The organism is Cryobacterium sp. GrIS_2_6 (assembly GCF_035984545.1).
Taxonomy (GTDB): Bacteria; Actinomycetota; Actinomycetes; order Actinomycetales; family Microbacteriaceae; genus Cryobacterium.
In genome coordinates, this window is sequence record NZ_JAXCHP010000001.1 from 708,562 (window position 1) to 721,203 (window position 12,642).

Below are 12,642 nucleotides of genomic sequence, written 5' to 3' on the forward strand. Positions count from 1 at the left end.
GGGGCTCACCGGCCGGCCGTCAGGTAGAGGCCGCGGCGGCGGAGCAGCCGGCGTTCTGCCGGGGAGAAGAGCACGAGCTCGACCAGGATTCCGACGAACAGGATCACCAGGATCGTCGCGAGTACCCCGGGCAGGTCAGCGAGTTCGCGGCTCTGCTGCAGCATCGAACCGAGGCCGAAACCGATCGAGCCGCCGACGGCGATGATCTCCGCTGCCATCAGGGACCGCCAGGAGAAGGCCCAGCCCTGTTTGAGGCCCGCGAGGTAGCCGGGCATCGCGGCGGGCAGCACGACGAGGGTGGCCATCTCGAAGCGGTTCGCGCCGAGCACGGTGCCCACGCGGCGCAGCTGCGGCGGGATCTGGTCGACGCCGGCGACCAGGCCGTTGGCGATCGAGGGGACGGCGCCCATCAGCACGACGAAGTACACGGTCGCATCGCTCAGGCCGAACCAGAGGATCGCAGCGGGCACCCAGGCGACGGAAGGAAGCACCTGCAGCCCGGAGAGCAGCGGTCCGAGCGCGCGGCGGAGCAGCCGCCACTCCGCAAGGAGAAGGCCGAGCGGGGTTCCGATAGCGACGGCGATCAGGAATCCGATCCCGCCGCGGGAGAGGCTCGTGACCACGGCCGTCTGCAGGTGACCGGTCGACCAGAGGTCGGTGATCGAGGTGAGCACGTCGAGCGGACCGGGAGTGAGGTCGGGGCGCGGCTTGGCGATCACGATATAGAACTGCCACGCCGCGATGAGGGCGAGCAGGAGCACGACACGCGGCAGGACGCCGTCGGCGAACCGGCGCCAGGGGCCCTTCTCGACGAGGGGGGAGGTCTGCAGGGCGTCGAGCCCGGCTTCGAGCGTACGGAAGTCCGCGCGGGTGCCCGCCGAGGAGCCGGACGCGGTGTCGGGCTCCAGGGTGCCGGGGGCGATGGTCTCGGAACGGGTCTCAGGCGGCATTGCGGCGGATCTCCTCTCGGAGGTGGTTGGTGATCTCGATGGAGAGGCGGGAAACCTCCGGGGACTCGATCCGGCGCGGACCGTTGTCCTCGATGCGCCACTCGTTCCTGATCCGACCGGGGCGGCTCGACATCAGCAGCACCCGCTGCCCGAGGCGGGCGGCCTCGCGCACGTTGTGCGTGACGAACACGATCGTGCGGCCGGTTTCGTGCCAGACCCGTTCGAGTTCCTCGTGGAGCAGATCGCGGGTGATCGCGTCGAGGGCGGCGAAGGGCTCGTCCATCAGCAGCACCTTGCGGTCTTGCGCGAGTGATCTGGCGAGGGCGACACGCTGCCGCATGCCCCCGGAGAGCTCGTGCGGGCGCTTGTTCGCGGCATCCGCGAGGTTGACCAGGTCGAGGAGCTCGAGGGCCTCGCCACGACGCCGGCCGTGCGGGACCCCGCGCAGCTTGAGGGCGAGTTCGACGTTGCGGCTCGCGGTGAGCCACGGGAACAGGGCAGACTCCTGGAACATGACGGCGCTCTTCCCGCTCGCGACCGTGACGGTGCCCTCCGACGGGTGTTCGAGGCCGGCGATGATGTTGAGCAGGGTCGACTTGCCGCACCCGGATGCGCCGAGCAGGCAGACGAATTCGCCCGGCTTGATCGTGAGGTTGATGTTGTCGAGCACCACGGGTCCGGCCTTGCCGAACCGCTTGGACAGTCCCTCGACCCGGATCGCGGTCTCGACGTCCGCTGCGACGACCGCGGCAGGCGCGGTGTTCGTGCTGACGCTGATGCCCTGCGGCCGGTTCCCTGAACCGTCGGTACGGTCGCGCTCTGTCACGGACACCGCGCTCACCGTGCTCCCGAGCCGGTGACGATCCCTGCGGCGAGGGTGGCACCGTCCTGCGCGTTGATCACGAGGAACGCGCCGGACCGGCGGTTCTCGGTGAAGGTCTCGATCGGCAGCGGAGCCGCGAGCCGCAGGCCGACCTCGCCGATGTCGTTGACCTCGAGGCTGCCGGCCGGTTCGAGTTCGAGCGTGTCAAGGTTGAGGCGCCCGGTGATAGCGGCAACGAGAGCCTGGACGGTGTTCGTGCCGAACTTGACCAGGGTGCGGTCGCCCGGCCTGAGGGCCCGCGGGTCCAGCCAGAACAACGCGGCGGTGAGTTCCTTGGTCGATTCGGGCAGGGTGCCCGCTGCGCCGATGACCGCACCGCGGGCGATGTCGAGGTCGTCGGCGAGGCGCACGGCGATCGACATCGGTGCGAACGCCTCGGTGAGTTCGACTCCGGCGAAGTCGATGCCGGTCACGACGGTCGTCGCCCCGCCCGGGGCGACGCTCACGCTGTCGCCGACCCGGACGGTGCCCGAAGCGACCTGCCCGGCGTACGCCCGGTAGTCGCGGAAGGAGTCGGCATCCTCCGGTGCGACGGCGACGGCGCCCTGGGGCCGGAGCACGAGCTGAACGGGCAGCCGGAACGCCTCGATCGCGGTCTCGACCTCGTCGACGACCGGGAGGCTTTCAAGTAGTTCGAGCAGGCTCGGCCCGTCGTACCAGGGGGTCCGCGGCGAACGGTCGACGACGTTGTCGCCGACGAGCGCGGAGACGGGCAGCACGTGCACGGCGCCGAGGCCGAGGTCGGCCGTGACGGCGCGCACCGATGCTGCGACCGCTGCGAACGCGGATTCGTCGTAGCCCTGGAGGTCGATCTTGTTGACCGCGATGATCACATGCGGCACGCGCAGCAGGGACACCACGGAGAGGTGCCGCCTGGTCTGCTCAAGCACGCCCTTGCGCGCGTCGATGAGCATGATCACGGCGTCGGCCGTCGTGGCGCCGGTGACCATGTTGCGCGTGTACTGCACGTGCCCGGGGCAGTCGGCGAGGATGAAGGAGCGGCGCGCTGTCGCGAAGTAGCGGTACGCGACGTCGATCGTGATGCCCTGCTCGCGTTCGGCGCGGAGGCCGTCGGTGAGAAGCGCGAAGTCGATGCCGCCGTCGTCGCCGCCGAAGCCGCGCTCCGTGGACGTTCGGGTGACGGACTCGAGCTGGTCGGCGAGGATCGCCTTCGAGTCGTGCAGGAGACGCCCGACGAGGGTCGACTTGCCGTCGTCGACGGAGCCGGCGGTCGCGAACCGGAACAGGGTTCCCGGGGCGTCTGCGCCGTCGTGGGTGCCGGCATCCGCCGGGGTGAGGAGTGCCTGAGTCATCAGAAGTACCCGTCCTTCTTGCGGTCTTCCATGGCCGCTTCGGAGATGCGGTCGTCGGCGCGCGTCGCGCCGCGTTCGGTGATGGTGGAGAGGGCGATCTCGCGCACGACGGCGGCGACGGATGCGGCGTCCGATTCGACGGCGCCGGTGCAGCTCATGTCGCCGACCGTGCGGTAGCGGACGGTGCGGGTCTCGACTGCTTCGCCGGGGCGGGGCTCGGAGACGGGGCCGATCGCCCGCCACATGCCGTCGCGGCGGAAGACCTCGCGCTCGTGGGCGTAGTACAGCGGCGGCAGTTCGATGCCCTCGCGTTCGATGTAGCGCCAGATATTGTACTCCGTCCAGTTGCTGATCGGAAATGCGCGCACGTGCTGGCCGACCGTGTGACGGCCGTTGTAGAGGTTCCAGAGTTCGGGGCGCTGGTTGCGGGGATCCCACTGGCCGAATTCGTCGCGGAGCGAGAGGATGCGCTCCTTCGCGCGGGCCTTGTCCTCGTCGCGGCGGGCGCCGCCGAAGACCGCGTCGTGGCGGCCTGCCGCGATCCCGTCGAGGAGCGGGAGGGTCTGAAGCGGGTTGCGGGTGCCGTCGGCGCGCTCCTGCAGGCGGCCGTCGTCGATGTAGTCCTGAACCTTCCAGGCGGTAAGGCGGAGGCCGAGGCGGGCGACCGTCGCGTCCCGGAACGCGAGGACCTCAGGGAAGTTGTGGCCGGTGTCCACGTGCAACAGCCCGAACGGCACCTTGCCAGGCCAGAAGGCCTTCGCGGCGAGGTGCAGCACGACGACGGAGTCCTTGCCGCCGGAGAACAGCAGGACGGGACGCTCGAATTCGGCGACGACTTCACGGATGATGTGGATCGCCTCGCTCTCGAGCACGTCGAGCTGGGAGAGCCGGTGGCTCCCGGCCGCCCGCACGGTTGTCGTGGCGGTCGTGGCGGTCGTGGCGGTTGTGACGGCGTTCACTCGTGGAGCCCGCATTCTGTCTTAGCCAGGTTCGCCCAGCGTCCGGATCGGGGATCGTCGCCCGCGGCGACGGGCTTCGTGCACGGCGCGCAGCCGATGGAGGGGTACCCCTGCTCGAGCAGCGGGTTCACCGGAACCTGGTGGTAGCCGGCGTAGTCGAGGATGTCGTCGAAGCTCCATGCCGCGAGCGGGTTGACCTTGACGAGGCCGTTGCGCTCGTCCCAGGTCACGAGCGGGGTGTTCGCCCGGGTCGGTGCCTCGTCGCGGCGCACGCCGGTGAACCAGAGTTCGTAGCCGGTGAGCGAGCGCTGCAGGGGTTCGACCTTGCGCATCGCGCAGCAGAGGTTCGGGTCGCGGCTGAAGAGTTCCGCGCCGTGCTCGGCGTCCTGCTCCGGGACGGTCTTCGCGGGGAGCACGTCGACGATCCGCACCGGGAGGAGCCGGGCGACGGTGTCGCGGGTCTCGTAGGTCTCCGCGAAGTGGTACCCGGTGTCGAGGAAGAGCACGTCCACGCCGGGCAGCTGCGCGGCGACGACGTGCGGAAGCACGGCGTCGGCCATCGAGCACGCGACGGCGACGTGGGCGATGGGGAAGTTCGCCGCGACCCAGGCGACGACCTCGGCGTAGCCGGCCTCGCCGAGTTCTGCAGCACCGCGGGCGGCGATCGCTTTCAACTCCTCAGCATTGCGGCGGGGTGGGATGGTGATCGCAGGTGCGTCGGGTGCTGCGGTTCCGGTGCAGATGTCACTCACTGCAGGGCCTCTTCGTCGGCTCGGTGTGCCCAGACGGCAAAGGTCTCGGTCTCGGCGCGGTCGGCGAGGAAGCGGAGCACAATGCGTTCGACGTAGTCGGCGATGTCGTCAGCGGTCACCTTGAGGCCGCGGACTGTGCGGCCGAGGCCGGCCTCCTCGCGGTCGTACGACGCGAGGCCGCCGCCGAGGTGCACCTGGAAGCCGGGGACCTGGCCGCCGTTCCCATCGGGGAGGAGCTGGCCCTTGAGCCCGATGTCCGCCGTTTGGATTCGGGCACAGGAGTTCGGGCAGCCATTGACGTGCAGGCTGATCGGCTGGGGGACGTCGATGGACGCGAGCCGCTTCTCGAGCTCGAGCACGGCATCCGTCGCCGACTTCTTGGTCTCGACGATAGCGAGCTTGCAATACTCGATGCCCGTGCAGGCGATCGTCGACCGGCGGAACAGGCTCGGGCGCGCTGCGAGGCCGATCTCGTCGAGGGCCACGATCAGGGATTCGACGTTCTCCTCCGGGATGTCGAGGAGCACGAGCTTCTGGTGCGGGGTCGTGCGCAACCTGGTCGAGCCGTTCGCCTCGAGCAGGTCGGCGAGGCTCAGCAGGGTCGGGCCGGAGACGCGGCCGACGAACGGGGTGACACCGATGTAGTAGCGGCCGTCAGTCTGCTTGTGCACGCCGACGTGGTCGCCTGCGCGGGTGGGCGGCGGGGCGGCCGGGCCGTCGGGCAGCGATGAATCGAGGAACTCGTCCTCGAGGATCCGGCGGAACTTCTCGGGTCCCCAATCGGCGAGCAGGAACTTGAGGCGGGCCTTGTTGCGCAGGCGCCGGTAGCCGTAGTCGCGGAACAGGCTCGCGACGCCGTGCCAGACCTCGGCGACGCGGTCGGGAGTGATGAAGACGCCGAGCCGTTCGGCGAGGCGTGGGGCGGTGGAGAGGCCCCCGCCGACCCAGAGGTCGAAGCCGACGCCGAGTTCGGGGTGCTCGACCGCGACGTAGGAGATGTCGTTGATCTCGTGCACGACGTCCTGGCTGGGACTTCCGGTGATGGCCGTCTTGAACTTCCGCGGCAGGTTCGCGAGGCTCTCGTCGCCGATATAGCGTGCGGTGATGTCGGTGATCAGCCCGCTCGGGTCGATCAGTTCGTCCGCGGCGATGCCGGCGACGGGGGAGCCCAGGATGACGCGCGGCACGTCGCCGCAGGCCTCCGTGGTCTGCAGCCCGACCGCTTCGAGGCGGCTCCAGATCTCGGGGACGTCCTCGATCCGGATCCAGTGCAGCTGGATGTTCTGCCGGTCGGTGAGGTCGGCGGAGTCGCGGCCGAATTCATGGGAGATCTCGCCGATGACCCGGAGCTGGGTGGTCGTGAGCTGGCCGCCGTCGATGCGCACCCGCAACATGAAGTACTTGTCTTCGAGCTCGTGCGGCTCGAGGGTCGCGGTCTTGCCGCCATCGATACCGGGCTTCCGCTGCGTGTAGAGTCCCCACCAGCGCATCCGGCCGTGCAGGTCGGTCCCCTCGATCGAATCGAATCCCTGCTTCGAGTAGATGTTCTCGACCCGCTCGCGGACGCTCAGGCCGCCGTCCTCCTGCTTCCAGACTTCGTTGCCATTGAGGGGGGCGGTTCCGTCCACCTTCCACTGGCCGTTGGGACGGGCGGCCTGGCGGTGGGGTCTGGCCGGCGTGGCCGCTTCGGTCTGGTTCGGTGACACGGGATCCTCCTTCGGCGCCGGCGAAGCGTGAACAATAGTGCAGCGTGAGCCGGGGTGCGTTGGAAGAATCTATCGAGAATGAGGTGGTATCACTCGTGTGTGTCGTAACGACCAGTCACGCACCGTAGCAGAGCGTCACACGGATGCGTCGGGCGGTATCCGCTCCTATAGTGTCGGTCGTTGCCGTGACGGCCCCTGTCCTGTTCTGGTCCCTGTCCGCTGTCGGAGGTTTGGCATAGTCTCGCCCCATGACCCAGGTGATCTACAACACGGCGACCTCGTTCACGGGCTTCATCACGGACGAGTCGAATTCGCTGAGCTGGCTCTTCGCGGTCGACACGGCGGGACTCGAAGACCAGGACCTTTTTCTCGCCGGCATCGGCGTTGTCGTGGAGGGCTCCACGACGTACGAATGGGTGCTGCGTGAGGAGGAGCTGCTCGCCAATCCGCACAAGTGGCGGGAGTTCTACGGCGACCGGCCGACGTTCGTCTTCACCTCGCGCGACCTGCCGACGCCGGACGGGGCCGACGTGCGTTTTGTGCGCGGGAACGTCGCTGCGGCCCTGCCGGCGATTCTCGCCGCTGCGGGGGAGAAAGACGTGTGGGTGGTCGGTGGGGGCGACCTTGCCGGCCAGTTCCTCGATGCCGACGCCCTCGACACGATCATCCTCTCGGTGGCGCCGGTCGCCCTGCCCGGTGGGGCCCCGCTGCTGCCCAGGAGGGTGGAGTCCGACCGCCTCGAGCTCGTGAGTGCGACGGCCCAGGGCCAGTTCGCGACCCTCACCTATCGCTTGCGCCGTTAGCCGCGTCTCGCCGGCGCCGCTGCTGTTCCGCGCCGCTGACCGCCGCGCCTGTTTCCGCAGGCCGCACCCTAAACGGCGGGCGCCGCCTGCAGAACCCGGCGCGGCGGCGAACGACTGTCCCCGGCGCGGGGTCTCCATCCCGCGCGCTCGCCGACCCAGTGCGTCCCCTTCAGTGCAGACGGTCAGTCGGCGGCGGCGGCGGTGGTGGTGGTGAGTGCGTTGCGATAGCGGTCGGTGACGAGGGAGACGAGAAGCGGGCTCGCCGGTTCTGTGGGCAGGAGCAGGGGCGCCGTGACGACATCCGCTCCTGCCTTCTCGACCAGCCGTTGGAAGAAGCCAGGGGCCAGCAGGTAACTGCTCACCACGACCCGACTGCCGGGCCGCAGGATCCGCTCGATCGTGATGGCGCACGCGAGGCGTGGGCGCGCGGCGGACAGGAAGCCGAGGGCGACGTGGCGTCCTGCGGCGAGGGACAGCCGCTCGGCGACGACGCGGCACGCGGCGACCGCGCGGGCGTCGCTTGAGCCCGCGACCGCGATCACGAGGGAATCGCGGGCGTCGAGTGCGACCTCGTCGAGTCGCTCGCGGAGGAGTTCGATGAGCCGGTCGTCGGGTCCGAGCGCCTCGGTCAGGGTGACCGAACGCCCGGATGCCCCGGTCTCGCCGGCAACGGCATCGGTCAGATCGACGTACACGTGGTACCCGGCAGAGAGCAGCAGCGGGACCACGACGGCCGGCACACCGGCGGGGAGTGCGGCCAGAGTTGAGGGGGCGTCTGGCTGCTGGACGTCGACGTAGCCGAGGGCGGTCAGCAGCTCGGGTTCCGCCACGGTCACGGCGGCCATGAGCCCGGCGACGGCCGCCTGCCCGGCCGCGGACGAGGTGCCGTGGGCGATGCCGACGAGGGCGGGAGTGGTAGAGGGCGTCACCCCTCTATTCTGCACGGGCGCGTGCGAGCGCGCCTGCCTGATTAGATCCGAAGGTGTTCAGTTGCGAGCACCGTCCTGTTGATGATTGGACGGTATTCGGGCGGTAGGGGCCACCGACGGTCCTCCGACCCTGTGCTCGGGTCAGTCAGTGTCCCGCAGAAGCGGGTCTTTCCAGTGTTGGATGTGGTGGGTTTCGGTCCAGGAGGGCGGTCGGTCGCAGCCGGGCCACATACCGCCGCCGTCGCGGAGAGCGAGGGCGATGCGTTGGGCGGGGCTGAAAGTGCGTTGTTCCCGGCCGAGGTCGACACCACTGCCGTGGTCGTCGAAGGTGACGTCGAGGAGCCCGGCGTTGCAGAGGGTGCGTTCGAGGGTTTCGGTGGAGACGGTGACCGCGGTCCCTTCGATCACGCCCGGCAGGAGAGTGTGCGCCTCCGTTCCGGGGCCCGCCTCGGCGTCGAGGCCTGCCTCGTCATCGGCCGGCGGGGCGTCGCTGGGTGCAGTAGCGGTGGGTGCCGGGGCGGTGGGAGCCGGGGCGGTGGGTGCCGTACCGGTGGGGCGGATCGTGACCATGCGGACGGCGGGGCTTCGGCCGCCGGCGCTGCGTTTCGGGTCGGCCTTCACGCCGAGTTTGATCAAGGCAAGGAATCCGTCGGCGGTGAGCTGCTCGGTGCTGCGCGGGTCGTCCTGCACCCGCTTCGCCCATGCCGCCTGGACCTTGTCCACGAAGCGGACCCCGCCCAGCCTCGGACTTGTGATGGCGTCGTAGGTGCTGATCAGGTACTCGCCGTCTTCCGGGGCGAACAGGCCGACCATGCGGACCTGCCCGGTGGAGAGCCGGTAGAGCCAGAGGGACCGGTCGTCGTAGACGGCTTTCTCCCGGGCGGCGATGCCGGCCTCATCGAGCACGTCCCGCACCCGGCGGGCCCGCTTGAACAACTGGTCAGCGTTCACGGTTCGCGCCTCCGTCAGGAGCCGGGGGAGGGTGGACGCGAGTTTCTCCGCGGTGATCGCCCGGTCCAGGTCGCCGAGGCCTTTGCGGAGTGAGTCCGCCTTCTCGACACTGAGCCAGCCCTCCCGGAGGGCCAGGCCGATCGGTGCGTGCCACGGCGGCACCGCAGCCGGCGGCACCAGCCGCAGGTGCGGGGCTGTCCCGTCGAGGGGCGGCTGCCCGCAGGTCCCGTCGCGCCCATCGGGTCCCGCCCGCCCGTCGTTTCTGCCCTGCCCGCCCTGCCCGTCAAGGTGCGGAGTCGCGTCGAGCAGCTTCTGCGCCTCGGCAGCTTCCCGGGCGGCCTTCTCGGCGGCGTCGGTCTCGGCCAGCAGCCGGCCCACCCCGAGGAGCTTGACAGCATCGCCCTTGCTCGACCCGGACACGCTCTGCATCAGGTCTTCCGGGGTGCGGAACCCCTTCCGGGCCGCCAGCCCCTTCCCGCCGAGTTCGGGCCGGGAACGGCGGGCGAGGGTCGCCGCCATCCACGCTGCACACGTCTCCAGCGCCCGCCGGGAATCCGCGATCAACGCTTGCCCGGCGAGAACCTGCCCGTCGCTGAGCGCGTCGTAGTCAGCTGATGACCTTCCTAAGGCCGCGACAGCATCCGGCACCAGAACGGTGACGGACGCGCTGGGAGACGCACCGCCAGGCGGCTGATCGAGTGAAACGGGCGACTCTGGGAGGTTGGTCATGCCCCCACATTACGACCGACCACCGACATTCTTTGAGCATGGCTCAGGTCTGTGGAAACTCTCGTTGATCAGGTATCTGCTGAGGAGTGTCCGCCAGATTCGGTTCCCCTTGAGCGCCCGGTTCACTCCTCCTGCCGGTCCCAGAGCCGCGCCCGACGCCGCCTGAGCAAGCTGCTCAACTGAACGGTATTCCTTATTCCTTTGGCATCGCCGGCACGGAACTCCGGCGACTCAGTCCGTGTCGGAACCCGCGGTGTTCACGCGGCCGAGTGGCCGGTTGCTCGTGAAGATCCCGTCGGGATCGAGCCGGTCCTTGACCTCCATGAGGCGCTCGAGCGAATCCGGCGGGAAACTGAATGTCAGATCCTGGCCGGCGGTGAGGAAGGTCGGGAGCGTCAGGCCGAGGGTCCTCCCCTCGAGCGCCGGGTGGAGCGGCCCGAACACGGCCTCCGGGTCGGCGGGCCGTTGATCCGAGGAACGAACCGGCGAAGGCCAGGAAACGTGCGTCGAGGCGGCCGGCGACCGCCGCCGCATCCGCCCCCTGCTCGGCGATGGCAACGCCGAGGGCACGGAGGGCGAGAACGGTCAGGCCCGCCGGAGTGGCCTCCTGGAAGGCCCGCGCGAGAGCGCCGAGGCCCGCTTCGTCTCCACCGGCGAAGGACGTGATCGCGGCCGTCCACTTGATTGTGGCGGCCGGTTCGGTCGGTTCGGCCGCGACCTCGGCGAGGTGACCGATCGTGAACGGCCGGGTCTCGTCGGCGAGTACCGGTGCGCTTTCGAGCAGCGGCGCGAGAAGGGGCGCGGCGTCCTCAGCGGTTCCCACGAAGACCACCTCGGCGCTCGCGATCGTCTGCCCGCGGAGCGGCTGGGGCACCTGTTCGATGTCGGGCAGGTTGGCCAGGCCGAAGAAGACACTCAACTCGGGCGGGGCATCCGCCATGATCGCCGCGATGCTCCCGAAGACGGTCCCTGCGGCGGACGCGGGAAGACGATCGTTCCGCCGAAGAGGTCGGGAGCCGCATACAGGTCGATCTCGAGCGTGGTGACGATGCCGAACAGCCCGCCGCCGCCGCGCAGCGCCCACAGGAGCTCCGGATCGCTGTCCGCGGTGATCCGGCGCGGCTCGCCGCCTGCATCGACGAGTTCGACCGCACGGATGCTGCGGGCCGCGATCCCGAGCCAGCGGCTGAACCAGGAGTGGCCGCCCCCGAGGACGTGACCTGCGACGCTCACATCGGGATTCGACCCGGCGAGCGCCACGAGCCCGGAACCATCGAGGCGGCTCAGCAGGGCACCCCAGGACACGCCGGAGCCGACCCTGGCCACGCGTCGTCGCTGGTCGATCACGATCTCGTCGAATGCGCTCGTGCGGATGAGGATGCATCCGGCGAGGTCGCCGCTCGGGCCGTGTCCGCGCGGCTGCACCACCACCCGGTGCCCGTCGGCGCGGGCGGCGGCGAGGATCCGCCGCAGGTCCTCCGGCCCGGCCGGGTATGCGACGGCGACGGGCCGTTGGTCGGTCGCGAGGTTCCACGGAGCGCGGGCACTGTCCCAGTCATCGTCGAATGCACGGACGAGCCTGCCGTCCATGGCCTCCGCGAGGTCGGTGAGCGCGCGGTCTGACGGAGAATCGGGTGTCATCATTCCTCCACAACGAGTCGGAAACGCGTACACGGCCGAGTCTCGGCCTATCCCGCCTCGCAGCCAGCCCCGCGACTGAACCCGCGGCCGACCCGGTGTCGATGGCACGCTCGCGCCCGGAGGCGGGGTCCCGCGCTTAGGGTAGAGACATGGCAGAACGCACCCCGTGGTCACTCTCCGGCGCATTGCGCGGCATGTTCGCGAAGAAGACGATCGACGCCGACACCTGGGACGACCTCGAGGACGCACTCATCCAGGCCGACTTCGGCCCTCAGATCACCGAGGACATCGTCGCGGACCTGCGCGCCAAGGTCGCCAGGTACCACACGACCGATCCGGCTGACCTGCATCGGATGCTGCGCGAAGGCCTCGAGGAACGCCTCTCCCGGCTCGACTCGACCCTCAACCTCAGCGCGCGCCCCGCCGTCGTGCTCGTCGTCGGGGTGAACGGCGTCGGCAAAACGACCACGATCGGCAAGTTCGCCAAATTCCTGCGCGTCTATGACCGCAGCGTGCTGATCGGGGCGGCGGACACGTTCCGGGCCGCCGCTGTCGAGCAGCTCGCCACCTGGGCCGAACGGGCGGGCGCCGAGATCGTGAAGCCGCAGGCCCAGGGCCAGGACCCGGCATCCGTCGCGTTTCAGACCGTGGAGCGCGCGATCGCGACCGGCACCGAGATCGTGATCATCGACACCGCCGGCCGCCTGCAGACCAAGGGCGGCCTGATGGACGAGCTGACCAAGATCCGTCGCGTCATCGAGAAGCAGACGCCGATCTCCGAGGTGCTGCTCGTGCTCGATGCGACGACCGGGCAGAACGGGCTGGCCCAGGCCGAGGCTTTCATCGAGCACGCCGGGGTCACCGGGCTTGTGCTCACGAAGCTGGACGGGTCCGCCAAGGGCGGGTTCGTGCTCGCGGTGCAGGAGAAGACCGGTATTCCGATCAAGCTCGTCGGCCAGGGCGAGGGCATCAACGACCTCACCGGATTCACCCCGCACGTCTTCGCGCAAAAACTCGTCGGATAGG

At 69.7% G+C, this 12,642-nt stretch carries 12 protein-coding genes; 2 read left to right on the forward strand and 10 right to left on the reverse strand.

Annotation, left to right across the window (positions count from 1 at the left end):
- Positions 1-5: 5 nt before the first annotated feature.
- The 6 genes from RCH22_RS03395 to RCH22_RS03420 form a co-directional block, all read right to left on the reverse strand.
- Positions 6-950, reverse strand: coding sequence for an ABC transporter permease (locus RCH22_RS03395; RefSeq protein ID WP_327012848.1), 945 nt, complete (start codon positions 948-950; stop codon positions 6-8).
- Complete coding sequence (locus RCH22_RS03400; RefSeq protein ID WP_327015448.1) at positions 940-1,668, reverse strand: ABC transporter ATP-binding protein; 729 nt, start codon at positions 1,666-1,668, stop codon at positions 940-942. The genes RCH22_RS03395 and RCH22_RS03400 overlap by 11 nt, the downstream gene beginning before the upstream one ends.
- Before the next feature lie 119 nt (positions 1,669-1,787).
- Positions 1,788-3,146 carry a GTP-binding protein gene (locus tag RCH22_RS03405; protein WP_327012849.1) on the reverse strand — a complete coding sequence of 453 codons (1,359 nt, stop codon included), beginning with the start codon at positions 3,144-3,146 and terminating at the stop codon, positions 1,788-1,790.
- A complete protein-coding gene (gene cysD / locus RCH22_RS03410) occupies positions 3,146-4,057 on the reverse strand; it encodes a sulfate adenylyltransferase subunit CysD (RefSeq protein WP_327015449.1) in 912 nt (303 codons plus the stop codon). Before cysD ends, RCH22_RS03405 begins: the two co-directional genes overlap by 1 nt.
- A 44-nt stretch (positions 4,058-4,101) precedes the next feature.
- Positions 4,102-4,812: a phosphoadenylyl-sulfate reductase gene (locus tag RCH22_RS03415; protein WP_327015450.1), complete on the reverse strand. Its 711-nt coding sequence runs from the start codon at positions 4,810-4,812 to the stop codon at positions 4,102-4,104.
- A gap of 41 nt (positions 4,813-4,853) precedes the next feature.
- Complete coding sequence (locus RCH22_RS03420) at positions 4,854-6,563, reverse strand: nitrite/sulfite reductase (RefSeq protein ID WP_327012850.1); 1,710 nt, start codon at positions 6,561-6,563, stop codon at positions 4,854-4,856.
- Between the two features lie 248 nt (positions 6,564-6,811).
- Here RCH22_RS03420 and RCH22_RS03425 point away from each other — a divergent pair, with 248 nt between their 5' ends.
- Positions 6,812-7,366, forward strand: a complete 555-nt coding sequence (locus RCH22_RS03425; protein ID WP_327012851.1) for a dihydrofolate reductase family protein — start codon at positions 6,812-6,814, stop codon at positions 7,364-7,366.
- Positions 7,367-7,548: 182 nt separating this feature from the next.
- Here RCH22_RS03425 and RCH22_RS03430 read toward each other — a convergent pair whose 3' ends face one another.
- From RCH22_RS03430 to RCH22_RS03445, 4 genes are all read right to left on the reverse strand, one after another.
- The gene (locus RCH22_RS03430) at positions 7,549-8,295 is read right to left on the reverse strand and encodes a CbiX/SirB N-terminal domain-containing protein (protein ID WP_327012852.1); all 747 of its coding nucleotides are present in this window, start codon (positions 8,293-8,295) and stop codon (positions 7,549-7,551) included.
- Between the two features lie 141 nt (positions 8,296-8,436).
- The gene (locus RCH22_RS03435) at positions 8,437-9,975 is read right to left on the reverse strand and encodes a DUF222 domain-containing protein (protein ID WP_327012853.1); all 1,539 of its coding nucleotides are present in this window, start codon (positions 9,973-9,975) and stop codon (positions 8,437-8,439) included.
- Positions 9,976-10,168: 193 nt separating this feature from the next.
- A complete protein-coding gene (locus tag RCH22_RS03440; protein ID WP_327012854.1) occupies positions 10,169-10,915 on the reverse strand; it encodes a hypothetical protein in 747 nt (248 codons plus the stop codon).
- Positions 10,891-11,619 (reverse strand): FAD-dependent oxidoreductase, encoded by a 729-nt coding sequence (locus RCH22_RS03445; RefSeq protein ID WP_327012855.1) that lies wholly within the window; start codon positions 11,617-11,619, stop codon positions 10,891-10,893. Before RCH22_RS03445 ends, RCH22_RS03440 begins: the two co-directional genes overlap by 25 nt.
- A gap of 146 nt (positions 11,620-11,765) precedes the next feature.
- Here RCH22_RS03445 and ftsY point away from each other — a divergent pair, with 146 nt between their 5' ends.
- Positions 11,766-12,641: a signal recognition particle-docking protein FtsY gene (gene ftsY / locus RCH22_RS03450; protein ID WP_327012856.1), complete on the forward strand. Its 876-nt coding sequence runs from the start codon at positions 11,766-11,768 to the stop codon at positions 12,639-12,641.
- Position 12,642: the final 1 nt, after the last annotated feature.